We start from the raw sequence: 20233 nt of genomic DNA, 5'->3' as shown, positions 1-20233 counted from the left end.
TACCACATCTATTCATTAACAACTAATCTAGATAAACTAGATATTCAACATATTCCAGAGAATACAAGTCGTCAAAAAATTGTTGCAGATTTTCCATGTACTTTTTTGCAGTTTTATTCCGCTGTTTTTGAATATGCAAAGTGATGCTTTTGTCGGTAACCTCTTGAAACCACAGCTCAAGATAACCGCGATGCCCCCAGTCATCCTCACCAATCTCATTTGTATTCTCCGGCATAATCCCAAGATCACTGCATAAACGCTTAACTTGCAGAAAATCGGACTGCTTGAAAAATACTTTGAGAATATAAATTTTTGGTTCAAGAGGTTTCATTTATTTCTGTCCTAAAGATATTCCTTTTTCGCAAGCTGCTCCAGCTGAATGCGTCGCTCATCCTCAAAATCATCATTTCGGCATACCCAAGGGCACGCGGGGAATGTCGAAATCCAAATGGCATGGATAGCTAGAAGCTTACCATCTATGGCAATGAATGCCCTCTTCCCAGTAAGTAGGGTGAATTAAGAAACGCACCAATCGCGATCAATGCGGTACACCGTGTTTACCGCATCCTACTGACCACAGCAATTACCAATCTTGATATTCATTCGAAATATTCCAATCTATTCTCAATTCTCGCATGGCCTTTTCTACTGTTGTAGGTAGTCTATTTTCACGGATCACGAGTCTCAAAAATCGTTCGATCAAATATTTGCGAGGTAAAGGTGTTTCGTTACATGAGAGAACAGACCTTAGAGTGCGAGCCATTCCCTTAAGGTCTTTCAGGTCTGTACATTCATCAAGCGGGAAACAGATTGGGTTATCAAATTCAACTTTGACCTCGCTGTTCGAGACAAATAGCTTTTTATCTAAAGTATCAAGCCAAGCTTCGTGATCGTCTAATCCTTGCCTCATAGAATGTTGCTCTGACAAATGGCTGAAGGAGATTAGTATATCCGCCCAAATCGATAGAGTTATAGTTTCGTGTGATCCTAAGGGCGAACTGCTTCAACATATACCAGTCGATCAAATAAGAGTCGTAAAAGACCGGATCGGTTCGATATCCAAAGTACCAGCCCAACCTCATCCAAAACCACTTTAAAAGCCAAATGCTTTATCATTGGGCCAGGACACGTACGGAACTCGCATAATTACAATGAATAACACTCCGCAGCCCACCGCCAAACCTTTGATATCACCCGTCATTTTATTCGCCGCCACGCTGTTTATCAGCGCCACACTGATGTTCGTGTTGCAGCCAATGTTCGGCAAGCTATTGCTACCGCTGCTGGGCGGCACGCCGGCGGTGTGGAACACGTGCATGGTGTTTTACCAAACGCTGCTGTTTCTAGGCTACTTGTATGCGCATTGGTTGAGTTCGCGGTTGGGCAGTCAACGGCAGATACAGATTCACACCGCCTTGCTGGTTTTCAGCGTGATCGCACTACCCGTGGCGCTGCCGCAGGATGCCGCACCACCCACCGAAGGCGACCCTACCTTATGGCTGGTGTGGACCTTGTTTCTGGCTATCGGCCTACCGTTCTTCGTGGTATCCACCACTGCGCCTTTGTTGCAAAAGTGGTTTTCGCATAGCGGCCACCACAGCAGCGACGACCCTTATTACTTATACGCCGCTAGCAATGCCGGCAGCCTGTTGGCTTTATTGAGCTATCCCTTTTTGATAGAGCCGAATTTGGGTTTGGCGAACCAAAGACTGATTTGGAGCGGCGGCTATATTGGCCTCTGCGCGTTAATTGTCGTTTGCGCGCTCAGCTTCTGGCGCAGCCAAGCCGAGAACGCAGACGACGAAGTGTTAAGCGATGCCGGCATCGAGCCGCCATCGACGCTAGAGCAGTTGCGCTGGCTGGCGCTGGCTTTCGTACCGTCCAGCTTGCTACTGGGCTTGACGCAGTTCATCAGCACCGACATCGCCGCCGTACCCTTGCTGTGGATAGTGCCGCTGACCTTGTATTTGCTGACCTTCATCCTGGTATTCAGTACCTGGGCCGAGCGTATCCGACCCTGGATGCTGGCTGCACAACCGGCAGTATTGACGGTATTCATCGCATATTCCTTCATTAATCCGGCCACATTGCCCTACTGGCTGGATTTGATCCTGCATTTGCTGGCCTTCTTCCTGGCGGTGATGGTCTGCCACGGCGAACTGGCTAAAAGCCGGCCGCATCCGCAATATCTGACCCGCTTTTATCTGGTGATGTCTTTCGCCGGCATGTTGGGCGGTTTGTTCAATACTTTCGTCGCACCGTTTATCTTTAACGCGGTTTACGAATATCCGATCATGATCGTCGCCGCCTTGCTGTTGCGCCCCGGTTTTTTCAACGGCCGTTGGTTTTTGCAGCCGATTTTCCCGATGTTGTTATTAATCACCGGCCTGACTATTTACTTCACTAGCCACCAGCTATTCGACTACCTGGACTTGATCGGCGGCGCGCTAATTCTGCTGGCCGGTGTGAGTTATTCGCTACGGCATAGCCCCATCGGTTTGGGCGCGTTGACCGGGGTGATTTTGTTGTTCACGCTGGGCTTGCACAGCATGGCCTCTAACACTATTTATCAGGAACGCAGCTTCTTCGGCGTGATGTCGGTCCGAGATACCGTCATCCCCGATGAAAACCAACGGCCGGAAACCGTCCGCGAGCTGTATCACGGTACCACCAAACATGGCGCACAGCGCCTGACCGCCGCCAACGTCACCACACCCTTGACCTATTACAGCCGCCCCGGCCCCATCGGCCAGCTGTTTGCCGAATTTGACGGCGAAAACCGGCATTGGCACATCGGCGCGGTGGGCTTGGGTGCCGGTGCGCTCGCCTGCTACACCAAGGAAGGCCAGCTGTGGAAATTCTATGAAATCGACCCGCTGGTTGTGGAAGTGGCACAAAACCCGGCCTGGTTTAGTTACCTCAGCCGCTGCAACAAGCAAGCAGAAATGATCGTCGGCGATGCCCGACAATCGTTGCTGAAAGAAACCGACGCCAGCTTCGATTTATTAATCATGGACGCCTTCAGCTCGGATGCCGTACCCACGCATCTGCTGACGCGCGAGGCTTTGCAGCTATACTTTAGCAAGCTGAAAGACAACGGTTTACTGGCTTTTCATATCACCAACCGCCATCTGGCGCTGAAAAAAGTCATGGCCGACCACGTCAACCAATTGCATTTGGCGGCCTTGTTGCAGGAATTTAAACCGGAAACCGATGTCCCTCTGGTCATCGCTACCGACTGGGTAGTGATAGCAAAACAGCCCGAGCGCCTGCAGCGCTTGCAGCAAAGCCGGCTCGGGCATTGGCAGAAACTACCGCTGACGTTCGGTCTGCAGCCTTGGACCGACGACTTCACTCATATTATTGGCATTTGGAAATAGGATAGGACATGCTCATTACGGACCTTGCCCAACGTTGCGGCGCCACCGCCCAGGGCGGCGACTCGACCACTTTTATTAATTCTGCGGCCGACATCATGTCAGCCACCCCGCATCAAGTCACCGTGCTTAGCGACGGTAAATACAAAAAATATTTGAAAGACTCCAAGGCTTCGGCCTGCTTTATCGCCGAACAATTGCTAGATGGCGAGATTCCGGAAAATCTGACCTTGTTGGTCTGCAAAGACCCGGAAATCAGCTTTTTAAATGCGGTAAAACTGCTGCATCCGGAACCGGTTTTTAAACGCCAGGTGTCCGAGCATGCGGTGTTGGCTGAAACATCGACTTTGGGTTTTGACGTACATGTCGGGCCGTTCGCTACCGTGGGCCAACAAAGCAGCATCGGCGACAGCAGCACTATCGAAGCCGGCGCCCGCATCGGCAATCATGTGATGATAGGCAAGCACTGCCATATCCACCCCAACGCGGTGATCTACGACCACAGCATCATTGGCAATAACGTGATCATTCACGCCGGCGCGGTAATCGGTGCCGATGGCTTTGGCTATAAATTCCGAGACAACCAGCACGTGAAAGTACCGCACGTCGGTCATGTGGAAATTGCCGACAACGTCGAAATCGGCGCCAACACCTGCATCGACCGCGGCGCACTGGGCGCCACTAAAATCGGCTGGGGCAGCAAGATCGACAACCTGGTACAGCTCGGTCACAACAATATCGTCGGCCGCAATGTGATTATCTGCGGCCAGTCCGGCATCTCCGGCTCTTGCACCATCGAAGACGGCGCGATTTTAGCCGGCAGCACCGGTGTGGCAGACCACGTCAAAATCGGTGCGCGGGCGGTAGTGATGGCCCGCAGCGGCATCTCTGGAGACATCGATCCCGGCGCGCAAGTATTTGGCAGTCCGGCCAAGGACCGCAAAGTGGCCTGGAAAGAACTGGCTGCTTTGGCCAAATTGCCGGAGTTGCTGCAAAAATTTAAGGCGCTGGAAGCGCGGGTGCTCAAACTGGAAGAGTAAGCAGGTTTGTAGGGGCGCTTTAAATCGCCCAAAGCGAATCAATCGCCCCTAAAACTTGGCACATTTCTATACCACTCAACAGGACAGAATCATGAACGACAAACAGCGAGTCGCGGAACACGCGGTACAACATGTCAAACCGGGCATGATAGTGGGACTGGGCACCGGCTCCACCGCCAATTTTTTCATCGAAGCGCTGGCGCGTCGGCAAAATGAGGAAGGCCTGCAGTTCAAGGTGGTTTCCAGTTCAGTAGTCAGCGCCAACAAAGCCAAACAACTGGGCTTGTCCTTGCTCGGCATGGAACATATCGACGGCTTGGATTTATATGTCGATGGCGCGGACGAGGTAAGCCCCGACCTGACTTTGCTGAAAGGCCGCGGTTACGACCTGGTGCGAGAAAAGTTGCTGGCCAAGGCCGCGGATCAGTTTCTGGTGTTGATTGATGCCAGCAAGAAGGTCAATCGCATCGGCGAGAAATTCCCTATTCCCATCGAAGTCAGCCCATTTGCCTGGCGACTGGTGCAGCGCAGTGTTGCGGCGATTGGCGGCCAAGGCTCGTTGCGGCAAACTGCCAATCAAGACGGATTGGTGGTTACCTCGCACGGCAGCCTGGTGCTGGATGTAGCCTTCGAAGCCAATCCGGACGGTAAAACCCTGAACGAGCAACTGAATGCCATTCCGGGCATTGTCGAACACGGCATTTTCTGCGGTCTGACCCGCGCAGTATTTTGCGGTCAAGACGGCCAAGTCGAAGAGCAGTGGGCTTAATCGCCAAGAATCCCAGCACAAGCTCCCAAAATCCGTCTCGCCGAATGGGCAGGTTCTCACCCATTCGGCGATTTACGTTCACGTCATAAAATAAAACGTCAAACTAAAAACCCCGGTTGCCGTGGAAATCAGCTTCACTTTATTCAGCAAAGGCAGCGACAGCCAGTAATGATGGCATTCGGTTTTTCGGCGCTCCCAAGTCAACCGCAAACACTCTACGCACTTCCGGCACAGGCGCGGCATAAGCCGCCATAAGCCGTACAACAACAAACCGGCGATCAATAACAGAATATAGAACGTGAGAATCTGGCTACCGTGCCGAGACGTATGAAATAGGTGTTCAACCGTGTACTCTATGCCTAGCTCGAACCATTCGTACAGAAAATGCAGTAGCTCGAAACACAGATGCAGAACATTCATAAACAAATCAATCACCATGTCATACATGGCGATAGATAGCGCGATCAGCCCGACGATAACCAAGTCAAGATGCTCTCTGATCATCTCAATTCTCCAGGATTTGTGAATAACAAACGCAACCGGGCCGGTTAGCGCTCTTCCATGGCCATCTGCCTGTGGTATTCCGCCATTTGCCGGCTTTCTTTGGCGGCCATCTCCAAATCTCTGACCATCGCGTCAGCGCGCGCCTTCAAATCCTGAATGCGTTTTCCATACTTCCAGGGTTTGGCTATATATTGATCCAGCATTTCTCGCTCTTCCTGGGCATCCGCATCCAGCGTTTTAGCGACATCTTCGTAATGATCGGCAAGACGTATATGCGCATCTCGGGTATCAGCGGTCTGTACCGCTTTTGCCCAACTTTGCGGCTTGGGGCCAGACTCTGTCGCACAAGCAGACAGCAATCCGACGGCAATCAGTAGCGATGCTAAGTGTTTAGTTTTCATTGATGGTCTCCTTTCTTATTATTTGTGATCACAATGTTTTCTAATGCAATGTGCTGTTTTTACAATCACTCTTCACCAACTCCCTGATTCGGCAAAGGTACGGAGGGAGTAAAAAAGTTAGAAACTCCATTCGCCCTTTTGCCGATGCAATTGATCCATCTTCATCGACGCTCGCTCAAAGGATTGCAGCATATCGTCGGAATGCGGAGTAAGCGTTGCGGCAAGTGCGTTAACTTGCGGCGTCGAAGATGTGCTGTCAGCGGCCGTTGTGGATGACGCCACAGTGGATAAGACAGTCTTCACACCAACAGCATGGGGATACTCGGCATCTTCCCTAGTTGCACAAGCGGACATCAGCAAACTAACGCTGATTAAATACGCGGCACTTATCCGTGCAGCGCTTTTTCCCGAAGCTAATGGAATAAACATGAATTGCGGCTCCTGTTGTTATCTGGCCTGACCCAGTTTTGATTTTTGAAAATGCCCCTTCACACGTCATTAAGATAGCGAATCGCTATCTTAATAGCAACACCATTGCCTTTCTTCATATCGGTTAGCCATTGCAAACGCCGGTTTTTTGTTTAAAAAGCAGCCGTAATCAAGCTGCGTAACGGTAAATGGGGTTGATCGGGGTGTTATGGTCAAGCTTGATCAACTCTTCAATCAAGCCATCGTCAAGCCCATACACCCAGCCGCGCACGGTTGGTTTATGGCCCTGTTTCCAGGCCGATTGGATGATGGAGGTATGCGCCAGGCGATACACCTGTTCGATAATGTTCAACTCAACCATCCGGTCGAGCTGCTTCTCCGGATTGATATGATCCAACTCGTCCATGTGCAGACGATAGACATCCTTGATATGCATCAGCCATTTATTGGTGATCGCCAAATCGACATTTTGCGCTTGCAATGCCGCTTTGACGCCGCCGCAACCGTAATGGCCGCAGACGATCACATGTTTGACTTTCAGCACTTCAATCGCGTACTGCAACACGCTGAGGCAATTAAAGTCGGTGGTAACGACTTGGTTAGCGATGTTGCGGTGCACAAAAATTTCTCCCGGCTGAGCGTTGACCACGGTCTCCGCCGGCACCCGGCTATCGGCGCAACCTATCCATAAAAACTCGGGACGTTGCTCCTTGGCCAAATTGACGAAATAGTCCGGATTTCTGTTTACCAGTTGTTGAGACCAGGCTTTGTTTTCTAAAAGCAGTTTGTTAGGCATGGCACGCACATTCCTTATTGAGTTGATGGTGAGGCTAAATTAACGGCTTAACCTTTCATCAACCTTTCAAAGAACATCTGGCTATCCCCAAAGCGCGTGCTAACTATTGATTACACTTTCGTCAGCATTAAAAACAATCTCGAAGCGAGTCCCCTGCCTACCCTGGCCGCCACTGACTACCGTGACCCGTGCCGCATGCAAATCGGCAATTTCTTTGACGATGGCCAGCCCCAAACCGCAACCCTCCCCTTGGCTGCCCTGGATTCGATAAAAGCGTTCGAAAATTTTCTCCTGCTCGATAATCGAAATGCCGGGACCGTCGTCCTCGACAATCAGCGCCAAATGCGGCAAGGCCCGAACGCCAACATTGATATGCCCGCCGCTGTTGCCGTAGCAAATCGCATTGTCCAACAGATTGCTGAGCAATTCGCGCAACAAGACCGCGTCACCGGCGACCATCACGGCGGCATCCGGCGCGTCGAATCCCAGTTCAATATTCCGATCCAAAGCCCTGGTCACCCAATCCATACACGATTCCCGCGCCAGCTTGACCAAATCGACCGGTTTGAATTCCGGAGCACTGTGCGACACCGATTCCGACCGGGCGAGAACCAGCAATTGCGTACTGAGATGAGCAACGCGGTCGGCGGCATTTTTGATATGTCCAAGCGCCGCTTTCATCGCTTCCGGGTTGTCGGCACCGAGAGCACGCTCGGCCTGTAATTTTAGACCGGCCAGCGGTGTACGTAATTGATGCGCGGCATTTTCGATGAAACGCTGTTGGGTGATTAAGGTCGAACCCAGCCGTTGCAATAAATCGTTGATGGTATGCGTCAGCGAGCGTACTTCCAACGGCACGTCGGCATCCAGGATCGGATTAAAGTCGCGGGCCGAACGCTCGGCCAGGTGCGCGGCCAGATCGTTCAACGGCCTGAGCCCGCGATTAACGCCGGTCCAGACATGAAAACCGACGATGAACAGCAGCAAAAATTGTGGCGGGACCACGGCCAGTAAAATCTCGGTCATCATGCTGCGGCGCTTGTTCAGGGTTTCCGCCACGGACACCAACACGTGCTCGGAACTGGGCGTCGGCGTGGTCAGCACCGACACGATCCGCACCTCATGGCCTTCGATCTCGCCGTTCGAAAAAAACGGTTCATTACTGGTTAACGTGTTAATCACTGGACTGGGCAAGTCGGCGTCGCCGGCCATGAAGCCCTCTGCTTGCGACTCCACTTTAAAAAAGGTTTTATCGACGTCGTCCCAACGAAATACTTCGACAGCAATCGGCGGTAATTCGAAAGTGACGTGGTTTTGTTGGGCATGCACCTCTTGCGTCAACGACTTCACCGAATCCAGCAACCAGCGGTCGTACGCCAGATCGGTATAGTGCATTGCCACGAAATAAGAAGCAGCGGCATCCAGCAATACCACGAAAAGCAGGGGCAAAGTCAGCTTGGAAAGCAGCTGAGCCCTAAGACTTTGCGGTTTATTCATCCTGACTTTTCTCCAAAAGATAACCCAGCCCGCGCAGGGTTCTAATGTTGATCCCCAACGGTTCCAAGCGCTTGCGCAGCCTATGCACATACACTTCGATGGCATTGTCGGCCAATTCCTCGGCATGGGCCGCCAGCCGTTGCGCAATATTATCCTTGCTGACCACCCGGCCGCTGTTCAACATCAAGGCTTCCAACACGCCGTATTCCCGCGGCGGCAGCGCCATCGGCATGTCGTTGGCGCTGATCTGCTGATTGCGGGTATCCAAAGTCAATGCCCCGAAACGAATGTCATGATTAAAGCCGCCGTGACTGCGGCGCAACAACGCCCTGACCCTGGCTTCCAACTCCCGCAGTTCGAAGGGTTTGGTCATGTAATCGTCGGCGCCCAGTTCCAGACCGCTAACCCTATCGTTCAGCGCATCGCGGGCGGTCAATATCAACACCGGGATCACCGATTTGCGCGCCCGTAACTGCCGCAATACCTCCCGTCCGTCGATGTCAGGCAGGCCCAAATCCAGAATCACCAGATCGTAGGGTTGCGTCATCAGCGCGCTACCGGCGTAATTCCCGGTCTTGGCCAGCGTAGTGTCGAAGCCCCAATCGCTCAGGGTTCGCGACAAGCCGTCCCCCAATGCGGCGTCATCTTCGACTAATAAAATTCGCATGCTTTGTTTCCTATCTTGAAAGGTTAATGACTGCGGGTATCAACAGGGTGAGCCGCGCGCCAGGCGTCGCTCCATGGTATCCAAGAACACAGTCATGTTTGAAAACCTTATCACGAAACCCCCAACCTGCCGGACTGCAAACCTTTGGCCGGTGGATTTCAACCAGACAACCAATCTAGGAGCTTAAAGCTTATCAAAAATCAAACACCCTTAAATCGGAGTATTTGCGCCTCTAACTCACGCTATATCTAAGACCAAAGGTAAATCCCCTATACGTTGCTGGTATTTATTCACTGATCAATAGCACAAAAAAATACTGGCATCGAATTTGCTCAAATCTAGTCGATTTCAAATGAATATTTTACGTTTATTTCAGTCGCAGGCTTAATTCGCTCTATTAAATTAAAGATTAATAATAGATATTTTATACGTATTGTAAATTAGGCAGTTTAAAATGAAATATAAAACAACTTTATTTATGGGATTATTGGCCGCTTTAATAAGCGGATGCAATCACTCCGATACTGAGCATCCAGAAGAAATACCCAAACTGGAAGCGACCATGCCGCTACGCGAAGATACTGCGGTAACTAAGGAGTATGTTGCCCAGATTCACGCATTTCGACATATTGAAATTCGCGCATTGGAACGGGGCTATGTGCAGAATATATTTGTCGATGAAGGGCAGTTGGTTCATCAAGGCCAACCGATGTTCAAAATTATGCCAAATATTTACCAGGCCGAATTATTAAAAGCCCAGGCCGAAGCCAATGCGATAAATATCGAATACCTAAACACCAAGGGTTTGGCAGATCAAAAAATCGTCTCACCCAATGAGCTAGCCTTGGCGAAAGCCAAGCTGGACAAGGCTAACGCGGAAGTGAAGCTGGCGGAAACCCATTTGGGTTTTACCAATATTAATGCGCCATTCGAAGGCATCATGGATCATCTGGATGTGCGGACCGGCAGCTTACTGGAAGACGGCGCCTTATTAACCACATTATCGGATATCAGTAAATTGTGGGTTTATTTTAATGTGCCGGAAGCGGAATATCTTGATTATAAATTACACAAGGATGAAGACGCCCGAACCAAGGTGCAATTAAAGCTCGCCAACGGCCAAGTTTACAATCAGAACGGTATTATAGAAACCATAGAAGCTGATTTTGACAATACCGCCGGCAATATCGAATTTCGCGCCACTTTTGCCAATCCGGATAAACTTCTAAGACACGGCGAAACCGGCACCATATTAATGACAAAGCCTTATAAAAATGCGTTGTTAATTCCGCAAAAAGCCACCTTCGATATTCTCGACAAAACCTACGTTTATGTCGTTAATCCAGAGGGAAAATTGGAGCAACGGCTAGTCAAAATCGAAGCCGAATTGCCGCATTTATTTATTATAAAAGAGGGCTTGAAAGACGACGACAAGGTGCTATTAGAGGGGTTGCGCAAGGTCCACGCCGGCGAAAAAGTGGAGATTAATTTAATTCCGCCGGAAAAAATTCGTTCCGAATTGGAATTGTATACCGAGTAATTCGCCAGTCGGGGATAAGCCATGTTTAATATCTTTATCAAACGCCCGGTGATGGCCATTGTATTGTCGCTGTTGTTTCTGTTCATGGGCACGCTGTCGATTAAATCCTTACCCATCTCGCAGTTCCCGGATATTGCGCCGCCGCGGGTCATTGTCTCGTTAGCGTTTCCCGGTGCCAGCGCCGACGTGTTAGTGCAATCGTCGCTGATCACCATCGAACGGGCAATCAACGGTGTACCGGGTATGAAGTACATTGTCTCGGACGCGACTAGCGCCGGCGAAGCGACGATTCAAGTCATTTTTGGCTTGGGCGTCGATCCCAACCTGGCAATGGTCAACGTCAAGACCCGCCTGGATCAGGTGATGAGCCGGTTGCCGAAGCTGGTGCAACTGGAAGGCGTCGTCGTTGAACGGGTGCAACCCAGCATGCTGATGTACGTCAATTTGTACAGCAAGGACAAGAACGCCGACGAGAAATTTCTGTTCAATTACGCCAACGTCAACGTCATCCCGGAAATTCAGCGGGTGTTCGGCATCGCTCAGGCCAAGATTTTGGGTAGCCGTCAATACGCGATGCGGGTTTGGCTGAATCCGGACCGGATGCGCGCTTACAAGGTGTCAATCGACGAGGTGATGGACGCGATAGGCAAGCAGAGCATCATCGGCCGGCCGGGCCGAATTGGGCAAAGCACCGGTATCGCCGCCCAATCCAAAGAATATGTGCTGGTGTACCAAGGCCGCTATAACAAACCCGAGCAGTACGAAAACATCATCATCCGCGCCAATTCGGAAGGCGAAATTCTGCATTTAAAAGACATCGCCAAGGTCGATCTGAGCAGCGAATTTTACGATATTTATTCCAACAAAGATTCGTTCCCGTCGGCGGCGATTGTGCTCAAGCAAAACTACGGCAGCAACGCCAGCCAGGTAATCGAGGACGTCAAAGCCAAAATGGAGGAATTGAAAGCCTCGTTTCCGGAAGGCATGGATTACGAAATCGATTACGACGTGTCCCGCTTCCTCGATGCCTCGATAGAGAAAGTCCTGCATACCTTGGGCGAGGCATTCGTGCTGGTGGCCTTGGTGGTGTTCATCTTCTTGGGCGACTGGCGTTCGACTTTGATTCCGATTTTGGCGGTGCCGGTATCGTTGATCGGCTCGTTCGCGGTGATGTCGGCTTTTGGCTTGTCGATTAACCTGATCACGCTGTTTGCGTTGGTCCTGGCGATAGGTATCGTCGTCGATGACGCCATCGTGGTCGTGGAGGCGGTACACGCCAAGATGGAAGCGGAACACGTCACACCTTACGTCGCCTCGCAAAAAGTTTTGGGCGAAATTGGCGGCGCGATTATCGCGATCACCTTGGTCATGACGTCGGTGTTTGTGCCGATTGCCTTCATGTCGGGCCCGGTCGGGGTGTTTTATCGGCAGTTCTCGATTGCGATGGCATCGTCCATCGTGATTTCCGCGATTGTCGCCTTATCGTTGGCGCCTGTTTTGTGCGCGATGATTTTGAAAAACACCCACGGCCAGCCGAAGCGCAGAACCCCGATTGGCCTGTTCATCGACGGTTTTAACTATCTGTTCGAAAAAGTCACCGGCCGCTACGTTAAAGTGCTGAACGTCGTGGTGGCTCGGCGCATTGTCACTTTGCTGGCTTTGGGTGGATTCTCGTTCGGCATTTTTCTCGTCAATCAAACCTTGCCGGCCGGTTTCATTCCCGGTGAGGACCAAGGCATGATTTACGCCATTATCCAGACCCCACCCGGTTCAACGCTAGAAGTGACCAACCAGGTTGCGCGCCAGCTGCAAAGTGTGGCAACGACGATAGACGGTGTGCAATCGGTATCGTCGCTGGCCGGCTACGAAGTATTGACCGAAGGCCGCGGTTCCAATGCCGGCACCTGCATCATCAATCTCAAGGATTGGTCGCAACGTAAAATGTCGGTGCACGACGTGATTCGAGAACTGGAGGAAAAAACCAAGGATTTTGGCGCCTTGATCGAATTTTTCGAACCGCCGCCGGTGCCGGGTTACGGCGCGGCGTCCGGTCTGGCCTTACGTCTGCTGGATAAGTCCGAAGATGTCGATTATCAAAAGTTCGACAAGATCAACCAGGACTTTATGGCCGCGCTGGGCAAGCGCAAAGAATTGACCGGACTGTTCACGTTTTACGCTGCCAATTACCCGCAATACGAACTGGTCATCGATAACCAACTGGCGATGCAGAAAGGCGTGTCCATCGATAAGGCGATGGAAAACCTGGACATCATGATCGGTAGTACTTATGAGCAGGGCTTTATCCGCTTCAACAACTTTTTCAAGGTGTATGCCCAGGCTTCGCCGGAGTTTCGCCGGTTTCCGTCGGACATTTTGAAGTTTTTCGTCAAAAACGATGCCGGTGAAATGGTCCCATATTCGTCGTTCATGACCATCAAGCAGCGCCAGGGCCCAAACGAAATTACCCGCTATAACCTGTACAACTCGGCAGCGATCCGTGCCGAGCCGGCGGCTGGTTACACCACCGGTGAGGCAATTGACGCGGTGCGGGACGTGGCGGCCAAAACCTTGCCGCGCGGTTATGACATTGCCTGGGAAGGCCTGTCGTTTGACGAAGCGGCGCGCGGCAACGAAGCGCTGATCATCTTCGGCGTAGTGTTGATGTTCGTTTATCTGGTATTGGCGGCGCAGTACGAAAGCTTCGTGTTGCCGCTAGCGGTGTTGTGTTCGTTGCCGGCCGGCATCTTTGGTTCGTTCTTTCTGTTGAAAGCGTTGGGGCTAGCCAATGACATTTATGCCCAAGTCGGCTTGGTGATGTTGATCGGCTTGCTGGGCAAGAACGCGGTATTGATCGTCGAATTCGCGGTGCAAAAACACGGCCAGGGCATGTCGGTCAAAGACGCGGCCATTGAGGGCGCGAGGGCGCGGTTCCGGCCGATTTTAATGACCTCGTTCGCCTTCATCGCCGGCTTGATCCCCTTGGTGGTGGCCACCGGCGCCGGCTCGGTCGGAAACCGCACCATAGGCAGCTCGGCACTGGGCGGCATGTTGTTCGGTACCGTGTTCGGCGTGGTGCTGATCCCTGGGCTTTATTACCTGTTCGCCAACCTAATCGAAGGTAAGTCATTGGTCAAAAACGAAGACGTCGAACCGTTAACCGAGCATTATCACTATGGAGACGACGATGAGTATTAAATGTTTAGCCGCAACGGTGGCAGCCGGCTTGCTGCTGCAAGCTTGCGGCATTCCGGACATGACCACCAAGATGGCGGATAAGCAGCTGCCCGACCAATTCAAGCCGGGAGTCATTGAGCAGGCCAGTTCTGCGACCGTGAAATGGCAAGAATTTTTCGACGATCCGCATCTGCTGAGCTTGATCGATACCGCCGTTGCCAATAACAAGGAAATCAACATCGCACTGCAACGCATCAGCATCGCCGAAAACGAAATCCAGGCCCGCAAAGGGGAATATTTGCCCTTCGTCAAACTTGGCGCGGCGGCAAGCGGCGAGAAAACCGCAAAGCACACCCGCAACGGCGCGGTCGAAGAAAATTTGGAGATTGCCAAAGGCCAGGCCTTCCCGGCTTTCCTCGGCGACTACCAATTCGGTTTGTTCTCGACTTGGGAAATCGACGTCTGGAAGAAGCTCAGGAACGCCACCCAGGTAGCGGTCTACGAATATATGGCTTCGGGTGAAGGCCGTAATTTCCTGTTGACTCATCTGGTCGCGGAAGTGGCGCATGCCTATTACGAACTGCTGGCCCTGGATAACCAGTTGGAAAATTTGCAGCAAAACATCGCGCTGCAGCAGAATGGCTTGCTGGTAGTCAGGCAATTGCAGATTTATGCGCGCACCAATACGTTGGCAGTGAAGCGTTACGAAGCCGAGGTGGCGAAAAACCAGGCCAGGCAATATGAAATCGAGCAGCAGATTACCGTTGTAGAAAACCGTATCAACACCTTGCTGGGGCGAACCCCGCAGCCTATCGAACGTTCGTCGGCCGGTTTCATGAGCATCAAGCCCAAGGCGTTGAGCGCCGGCTTGCCGTCGGAGCTGTTGCAAAACCGGCCGGACATCCGCAAAGCCGAACTGGAATTGAAGGCTGCCGACCTGAATATCGACGTTGCCAGGGCTAATTTCTACCCGTCGTTCGGCATCAAGGCCGGCGTCGGCTTTCAAGCCTTTGCCTTGAAATATCTGATCAACACGCCGGAATCATTGGCGGCCATGGTCGCCGGCGAACTGGTGGCACCGCTGGTCAACAAAAACGCGATTACCGCCGAATATAAAAACGCCAACGCCAAGCAGGTGCAGGCGGCCTATGAATACGAGCAAAGCATCATTAATGCCTATGCTGAAGTCGCCAATCAACTGTCCAACATCGATAAACTGGACAAAAACTACCAGCTCAAACGCCAGCAAGTCGATTCTTTGGTGAAATCAATCGACGTAGCCAACCAGTTGTTCATCTCGGCCCGCGCCGATTATCTGGAGGTATTGCTGACGCAACGCGATGCCTTGGAAGCGAAAAAGGAACTGATCGAAACCAAGCAAAAGCAGATTAGCGCCATGGTAGAACTCTACAAAGCGCTGGGCGGCGGTTGGCAGTCATAATGCATTTTGTTGAGATAGACTCAAGTTACCCCGGCACTGCAGTCCACCTAAATCTCACCATATTTGTGGTAGATGCCACCGGAAACCTGGTTCATAATCGCCGAGAGCAGCCTTTTACGGCAGAGCCTTTCGGTTTCAACGACGCCGGTCGTAAAAACCTGGCGCCGCTTTAAATCGATGCCAACAGCCCGCGTGCTGGAACTTATCCGGCCAAAAACAAGAGGAGAATCGCATGTCACAATTACAAAAAAACCAGGAAGCGCCCTTTTTTAGATCCGCCAATCAAGACAACAAACTCATTTACCTGTCCGATTACCAAGAGGACAAAAATGTGGTGTTGTACTTCTATCCCAAAGACGACACCCCCGGCTGCACCATTGAAGCCAACGACTTTACCGCACTGGCCGGCGAATTCGACGCCCAGGACACCGTGATCATCGGCGTCAGCAAAGACGATTGCCAAAGCCACCGCGACTTCATAGCCAAATACGGCCTGAACGTGCAACTGCTGGCCGACACCTCCGGCGACCTGTGCGAGGCTTATGGGGTTTGGCAGGAAGTGGAAAAAGACGGCGTGAAAAAATGGAAAATCGTCCGCTCGACTTTCATCATCGGCAAAGACGGCAAACTGATCGAAGCCATGTATGGCGTCAACCATGAAGGGCATGCGCAGGCGGTGTTAGATATTATCAAGGGTTTGAACGCGCCGGCTGAGGCATAAAAGATGACTAGGTCGGGTTATGGCTTATGCCTATCCCGACCTACTAGATTGAATCCCACCAGCCAAGCCGACCAGAAATAGCGCTTAGCTCATACCAAATTTCCAACCCTGAGCAATCACGAACGATGCACTTCACGCTGTTCAACACTTCCACAGCCCTGAAAGAGGAAGTCGGCTTACAGACAGCCAAACTCTTGTCTGTAATTGGGAGGAGATAACCTTCGAAACCTCGATTCCATTGAGGCTACTTGTTTTAGATAGCAGCGTGGACGGTTACTTTACTGTCAAATCCATTTCGAAGTGATCTTAGAGTATCTTTGAGTAAAGAACTTCGTGCAATGGATGTCCCGTCAACGCCGACGATGTGCGCTCTTTATCGGTGAGTGTAAAACCACAACCCGCATACGCAGCTTCGGCTGGGGAATTGCCTTTGATGCACCACAGCTCGATGCAGGCAAAACCTAAATTGAATGATTCCGCCACTGAACGATCAACGAGTTTTCTCCCTAATCCTTGACGCCAATGGGCAGGCGACACATTGAGCGCCCAAAGTTCAACAGTCAGTTCCTGTGTCTGATAACGAGGTGCGCCGATGATTGAAAAGCCAACCGTATTGCCTTCGTCCTCGGCGACGAACACCATGAACTCTCTGGTTGGATTAGTTAACCGTTCTGTTAGTGCGTCCAGGTTTGCGGAAGGATCTAACGACGCCAAGAACTCCGACGGCATGAACGGCTGGTAAGCAGCGCGCCAAGCCGCCACGCGAATTTGACCAATGGCTTTTGCATCGGCCGGAATAGCAAGACGTATCGACATGGGCGAGATCACGAATAAGGTTGTTGTTTGCCAGTCTATCTTTTCGTAGCGATGAGCCATTGTAGCCTCGATGCAGCGTCAGCGGAATCGAGGGCGTCGGCTTACCGACCACCAAACACATATTGGCAATTGCAGGATATTGGCCTTCGAAACCTCGATTCCATCGAGGCTACTTGCTATTGAGCCCCAAAACATCACGTATGGATTCATTGTCTGGCCCGCTCCGATGCAAAAGCCACCAAACGCAGGCCTGCCCAATTGCTCGGCTGATAGCACCAATGCTTTGGAGATGCATTTCGCATAGAGAGATTGGATCTGAGGCTTCCGTAGACACGTCATGATGGCCATGCGTCTCTAGTGACATGAACCGATAGAAGACCGTGTACAAATCCGAAACCTCAGCTTCCCTGGCTAACTCTTCTACGCTCCTCCGTTTGGGAATGTTTTTCATTTGCTCGGTTTCTAGAAACTCTGCGGTAGCTTCTTCTCCTGTATGCCTGTTCTTGATTTTTGCCGTTCCGGCCTTCAAGTTGATCTTGAGCGCTTTGGCGAGTTCTGCAGTTGCCGAGCTCTGATGTTCTTGAGCATTTTCAATCGAACGGATAGCCCACAGGACTGTGATCAGTTGCTCAAGTAGACAGCGCCCAATAATGCCTAAGCAAGCAGCATTATGGTTAGCACCCAATGCAGCAGCTCCGCGCACTAGTTCTGCTGTGCGGCTTAGTTGCTGGCGGGCAATTTCATCCCTCAGGTCCAATTGCCCCACAGCATCAATTTCAGATGCAGCAATGAGTCGCGCAACCTGCTCATTCAAGAAGCTAACCAATTCGTCCAGTGCTGTTGTGGCAGTTGTCATGATGTATGAACGTGATCACTAACGTAAGCTATGACATCAGTTGTCAAATAAACTGGCGCATTTAACGCATAACTCTTACTGTTTGCGCTCAAATGATTGATTTTTAGTGTGAGTGGAAATTTAACATTCCAAGTGGCGGTGAAAAATACGACACCCATAAACTTAGAGAAAACTATACCATCCCTGACACTTGGCTTCTAGGCGCTAAAGCCTTGTAGGTTGGGCACGCCTTTTGTGCCTACGCGGAACTAACCTTGCACCGATGAAACGGTGGGCACAACAGCATAGCCCACCCTTTTGATTTCCAATTTCAATCAACTAAACCACCTCATCCGGTAAAAACCCACCCGCCTGCATCGTCCACAGCCGGTAATAAAAACCCTGCTTAGCCAACAATTCCTGATGACTGCCATCCTCGACGATACGGCCTTGATCGAACACCAGCACCCGATCCAGATGGGCGATGGTGGACAGGCGGTGGGCGATGGCGATGACGGTTTTGCGGCCCATGACCCGCTCCAGGTTCTCCTGGATGGTTTTTTCGGTGACTGAATCGAGGCTGGAGGTGGCTTCGTCCAGGATCAGGATGGGGGCGTCTTTCAGCATCACCCGGGCGATGGCGATGCGCTGGCGTTGGCCGCCTGAGAGTTTGACGCCGCGCTCCCCGACCAGTGATTCATAGCCTTCCGGCATCGCGGCGATAAACTCCTCGGCGTGCGCCAATTTGGCGGCGAAGCTGATTTGCGCGTCGTCGGCATCCAGTTTGCCGTAGCCGATGTTTTCTTTCAGGCTGCGGTGAAACAGGCTGGGATCTTGCGGAATCAGGCTGATTTGCGCATGCAAGGAATCCTGGGTAGCCAACAAAATATCTTGGCCGTCGACGAGGATTTGCCCGGTTTGCGGTTCGAAATTGCGCAGGATCAAATTCACAAAGGTGGATTTGCCGGAGCCGGAGAAACCGACCAAGCCCACCCGCTGCCCCGGCTCTATCGCCACATTCAAATGATCGAACACTTGTCGCCCCGGCTCGTAGCTAAAGCAAACGTCTTTAAATTCGATGCGACCTTGGTTGATTTGCAAGGGCTTGGCGTCCGCCACGTCAATGATTTCGTGGCTTTGGATGATGGTGTCCACGCCATTGGCGACGTTACCGACGTACTCAAAAAACTCCAGAAAACGTCGACTCAAATTGCGGGCATCGCCGATCACCAAAATCGCCAAACCGGTGCTCATGGCAAAGGCGCCGACACTGATTTCGCCAGCCTGCCACAGTTGCAAGGCGTAGCCGATGGTGCCGATTTTCAAGATAGCGGCAGCGGTAAATTGAAACCAGCGCACCCGCTCCATATACCAAAAGGTGCGGCGGGCGCTTTTTAGTTCGGTATCCAAAAAACCGTCAAGATATGCGCGTTCGTGCTGCAATCGCGCGAATAGCTTGGCATTAAGAATATTGGTCACGGCATCAACGATCTTGCCGTTGACCATACTGCGGGTGGCCGCAAAATCCTGGGCGTAGGGTTGGCAACGGGTGGCCAGCCAATAGGAGATCAAAACGTACAGCAGCACCCAGGCGGCCACGAATAAACCCAGGCCTTGATGCACGCCCAGCAATAGCGTGACTGACACCGTAAACGTCACCGCGATCGGCCAGAAATCGCAGATGATGGACCAGGTGGTGTGATTGACGCTCATCGCCGTTTCACTGATGCGATGCGCCAGCGCGCCGGCGAAATGGTTGCCAAAGTAGCGCGGCGCGTGGTTTTGCAGATAAGCGAACAAGGACCTTGCCGTGCCCTGCCGCAAGCGCGGCCCCATGATGATCAGCACCGCGCCGCTGCTGCGGCTGAAAATAATCTCCGCCAGATTCAGGCCGGCCAGCAATAGTAAGGGTTGTTTGAAAGTCTCCAGCCAATCAACAACCGGCACGGGCTGACTAGCAACCGCGTCCATCAAGGCTTTAATCGCATACGGCACCAAGATGCTGCCGGCTGCTTGGCCGGTTTCCAGTATCAGCATCAACAGCAACAGCCAGCGGAACGGCTTCAAGCAAAACAGGATAAAACGCCAGGGGTTGGCGGGTAATGGCGGTGCGTCCGCGGCGCGGCGGAGACCTTCCTTGGTGGGCGATTTGGACATGATGGCGTCAAGTAAGAAAGCGGCCTGCCATTATAGCCAATTGCCCGGCGGCCGCGCCGTTGATGAACG

The 20233-nt window shown here is 51.9% G+C and carries 18 protein-coding genes; 7 read left to right on the top strand and 11 right to left on the bottom strand.

Translation table 11 applies throughout. From position 1 onward, the window contains the following. Positions 1 to 22: 22 nt before the first annotated feature. On the bottom strand, positions 23 to 331 hold the full coding sequence (locus JL719_RS05215; protein ID WP_033157073.1) for a hypothetical protein: 309 nt from the start codon (positions 329 to 331) through the stop codon (positions 23 to 25). 252 nt (positions 332 to 583) lie between these two features. Next, positions 584 to 910 (bottom strand): hypothetical protein, encoded by a 327-nt coding sequence (locus JL719_RS05210; RefSeq protein WP_033157074.1) that lies wholly within the window; start codon positions 908 to 910, stop codon positions 584 to 586. A 241-nt stretch (positions 911 to 1151) separates the two neighbouring features. On the opposite strand from JL719_RS05210, the gene JL719_RS05205 reads away from it, so the two are divergent. The 3 genes from JL719_RS05205 (at position 1152) to rpiA (ending at position 5186) form a co-directional block, all read left to right on the top strand. Further along, positions 1152 to 3380 (top strand): spermidine synthase, encoded by a 2229-nt coding sequence (locus JL719_RS05205; protein WP_033157075.1) that lies wholly within the window; start codon positions 1152 to 1154, stop codon positions 3378 to 3380. An 8-nt stretch (positions 3381 to 3388) separates the two neighbouring features. Next, complete coding sequence (lpxD, locus tag JL719_RS05200) at positions 3389 to 4417, top strand: UDP-3-O-(3-hydroxymyristoyl)glucosamine N-acyltransferase (protein ID WP_033157076.1); 1029 nt, start codon at positions 3389 to 3391, stop codon at positions 4415 to 4417. 91 nt (positions 4418 to 4508) lie between these two features. Further along, the gene (gene rpiA, locus JL719_RS05195; protein ID WP_033157077.1) at positions 4509 to 5186 is read left to right on the top strand and encodes a ribose-5-phosphate isomerase RpiA; all 678 of its coding nucleotides are present in this window, start codon (positions 4509 to 4511) and stop codon (positions 5184 to 5186) included. A gap of 78 nt (positions 5187 to 5264) precedes the next feature. On the opposite strand, the gene JL719_RS05190 is transcribed toward rpiA, so the two are convergent. From JL719_RS05190 to JL719_RS05165, 6 genes are all read right to left on the bottom strand, one after another. Then, positions 5265 to 5690 (bottom strand): hypothetical protein, encoded by a 426-nt coding sequence (locus JL719_RS05190; protein ID WP_033157078.1) that lies wholly within the window; start codon positions 5688 to 5690, stop codon positions 5265 to 5267. 44 nt (positions 5691 to 5734) lie between these two features. Continuing rightward, complete coding sequence (locus JL719_RS05185) at positions 5735 to 6091, bottom strand: hypothetical protein (RefSeq protein ID WP_051670067.1); 357 nt, start codon at positions 6089 to 6091, stop codon at positions 5735 to 5737. Positions 6092 to 6208: 117 nt separating this feature from the next. After that, on the bottom strand, positions 6209 to 6520 hold the full coding sequence (locus tag JL719_RS05180; RefSeq protein ID WP_033157079.1) for a hypothetical protein: 312 nt from the start codon (positions 6518 to 6520) through the stop codon (positions 6209 to 6211). A 169-nt stretch (positions 6521 to 6689) separates the two neighbouring features. Further along, positions 6690 to 7316, bottom strand: coding sequence for a carbonate dehydratase (gene can / locus JL719_RS05175; protein ID WP_033157080.1), 627 nt, complete (start codon positions 7314 to 7316; stop codon positions 6690 to 6692). Between the two features lie 99 nt (positions 7317 to 7415). Further along, entirely contained in the window at positions 7416 to 8813 is a 1398-nt protein-coding gene (locus JL719_RS05170) for a sensor histidine kinase (protein WP_033157081.1), read from the bottom strand. Next, entirely contained in the window at positions 8806 to 9480 is a 675-nt protein-coding gene (locus JL719_RS05165) for a response regulator (RefSeq protein ID WP_033157082.1), read from the bottom strand. Before JL719_RS05165 ends, JL719_RS05170 begins: the two co-directional genes overlap by 8 nt. 454 nt (positions 9481 to 9934) lie before the next feature. Here JL719_RS05165 and JL719_RS05160 point away from each other — a divergent pair, with 454 nt between their 5' ends. From JL719_RS05160 to JL719_RS05145, 4 genes are all read left to right on the top strand, one after another. Next, a complete protein-coding gene (locus tag JL719_RS05160; RefSeq protein WP_033157083.1) occupies positions 9935 to 11020 on the top strand; it encodes an efflux RND transporter periplasmic adaptor subunit in 1086 nt (361 codons plus the stop codon). Between the two features lie 21 nt (positions 11021 to 11041). Next, positions 11042 to 14215, top strand: coding sequence for an efflux RND transporter permease subunit (locus JL719_RS05155; protein WP_033157084.1), 3174 nt, complete (start codon positions 11042 to 11044; stop codon positions 14213 to 14215). Further along, the gene (locus JL719_RS05150; protein ID WP_033157085.1) at positions 14205 to 15635 is read left to right on the top strand and encodes a TolC family protein; all 1431 of its coding nucleotides are present in this window, start codon (positions 14205 to 14207) and stop codon (positions 15633 to 15635) included. Before JL719_RS05155 ends, JL719_RS05150 begins: the two co-directional genes overlap by 11 nt. A gap of 232 nt (positions 15636 to 15867) precedes the next feature. Further along, positions 15868 to 16356, top strand: a complete 489-nt coding sequence (locus JL719_RS05145; protein ID WP_033157086.1) for a peroxiredoxin — start codon at positions 15868 to 15870, stop codon at positions 16354 to 16356. Positions 16357 to 16662: 306 nt separating this feature from the next. Here JL719_RS05145 and JL719_RS05140 read toward each other — a convergent pair whose 3' ends face one another. The 3 genes from JL719_RS05140 to JL719_RS05130 all read right to left on the bottom strand — a co-directional run bounded on the left by JL719_RS05140 (position 16663) and on the right by JL719_RS05130 (position 20164). Next, on the bottom strand, positions 16663 to 17232 hold the full coding sequence (locus JL719_RS05140; protein WP_051670069.1) for a GNAT family N-acetyltransferase: 570 nt from the start codon (positions 17230 to 17232) through the stop codon (positions 16663 to 16665). Positions 17233 to 17341: 109 nt separating this feature from the next. After that, a complete protein-coding gene (locus tag JL719_RS05135) occupies positions 17342 to 18028 on the bottom strand; it encodes a DUF5677 domain-containing protein (RefSeq protein WP_201799018.1) in 687 nt (228 codons plus the stop codon). Positions 18029 to 18346: 318 nt separating this feature from the next. Then, entirely contained in the window at positions 18347 to 20164 is a 1818-nt protein-coding gene (locus JL719_RS05130) for an ABC transporter ATP-binding protein (protein ID WP_033157087.1), read from the bottom strand. Positions 20165 to 20233: the final 69 nt, after the last annotated feature.

It is taken from the genome of Methylomonas sp. LW13 (assembly GCF_016865255.1).
Lineage (GTDB): Bacteria > Pseudomonadota > Gammaproteobacteria > Methylococcales > Methylomonadaceae > Methylomonas.
Note: the sequence above shows the minus strand (reverse complement) of the source record. Positions and strands in the feature narration are given on the sequence as shown.

What these genes read in the sequence shown, in the direction of transcription:
- JL719_RS05180 (WP_033157079.1), bottom strand. Translation starts at nt 6,520, where the DNA reads ATGTTTATTCCATTAGCTTCGGGAAAAAGCGCTGCACGGATAAGTGCC.
- JL719_RS05130 (WP_033157087.1), bottom strand. Translation starts at nt 20,164, where the DNA reads ATGTCCAAATCGCCCACCAAGGAAGGTCTCCGCCGCGCCGCGGACGCA.
- JL719_RS05155 (WP_033157084.1), top strand. Translation starts at nt 11,042, where the DNA reads ATGTTTAATATCTTTATCAAACGCCCGGTGATGGCCATTGTATTGTCG.
- JL719_RS05140 (WP_051670069.1), bottom strand. Translation starts at nt 17,232, where the DNA reads ATGGCTCATCGCTACGAAAAGATAGACTGGCAAACAACAACCTTATTC.
- JL719_RS05160 (WP_033157083.1), top strand. Translation starts at nt 9,935, where the DNA reads ATGAAATATAAAACAACTTTATTTATGGGATTATTGGCCGCTTTAATA.
- JL719_RS05170 (WP_033157081.1), bottom strand. Translation starts at nt 8,813, where the DNA reads ATGAATAAACCGCAAAGTCTTAGGGCTCAGCTGCTTTCCAAGCTGACT.
- JL719_RS05210 (WP_033157074.1), bottom strand. Translation starts at nt 910, where the DNA reads ATGAGGCAAGGATTAGACGATCACGAAGCTTGGCTTGATACTTTAGAT.
- lpxD (WP_033157076.1), top strand. Translation starts at nt 3,389, where the DNA reads ATGCTCATTACGGACCTTGCCCAACGTTGCGGCGCCACCGCCCAGGGC.
- JL719_RS05135 (WP_201799018.1), bottom strand. Translation starts at nt 18,028, where the DNA reads ATGACAACTGCCACAACAGCACTGGACGAATTGGTTAGCTTCTTGAAT.
- JL719_RS05150 (WP_033157085.1), top strand. Translation starts at nt 14,205, where the DNA reads ATGAGTATTAAATGTTTAGCCGCAACGGTGGCAGCCGGCTTGCTGCTG.
- can (WP_033157080.1), bottom strand. Translation starts at nt 7,316, where the DNA reads ATGCCTAACAAACTGCTTTTAGAAAACAAAGCCTGGTCTCAACAACTG.
- JL719_RS05190 (WP_033157078.1), bottom strand. Translation starts at nt 5,690, where the DNA reads ATGATCAGAGAGCATCTTGACTTGGTTATCGTCGGGCTGATCGCGCTA.
- JL719_RS05165 (WP_033157082.1), bottom strand. Translation starts at nt 9,480, where the DNA reads ATGCGAATTTTATTAGTCGAAGATGACGCCGCATTGGGGGACGGCTTG.
- JL719_RS05145 (WP_033157086.1), top strand. Translation starts at nt 15,868, where the DNA reads ATGTCACAATTACAAAAAAACCAGGAAGCGCCCTTTTTTAGATCCGCC.
- rpiA (WP_033157077.1), top strand. Translation starts at nt 4,509, where the DNA reads ATGAACGACAAACAGCGAGTCGCGGAACACGCGGTACAACATGTCAAA.
- JL719_RS05185 (WP_051670067.1), bottom strand. Translation starts at nt 6,091, where the DNA reads ATGAAAACTAAACACTTAGCATCGCTACTGATTGCCGTCGGATTGCTG.
- JL719_RS05205 (WP_033157075.1), top strand. Translation starts at nt 1,152, where the DNA reads ATGAATAACACTCCGCAGCCCACCGCCAAACCTTTGATATCACCCGTC.
- JL719_RS05215 (WP_033157073.1), bottom strand. Translation starts at nt 331, where the DNA reads ATGAAACCTCTTGAACCAAAAATTTATATTCTCAAAGTATTTTTCAAG.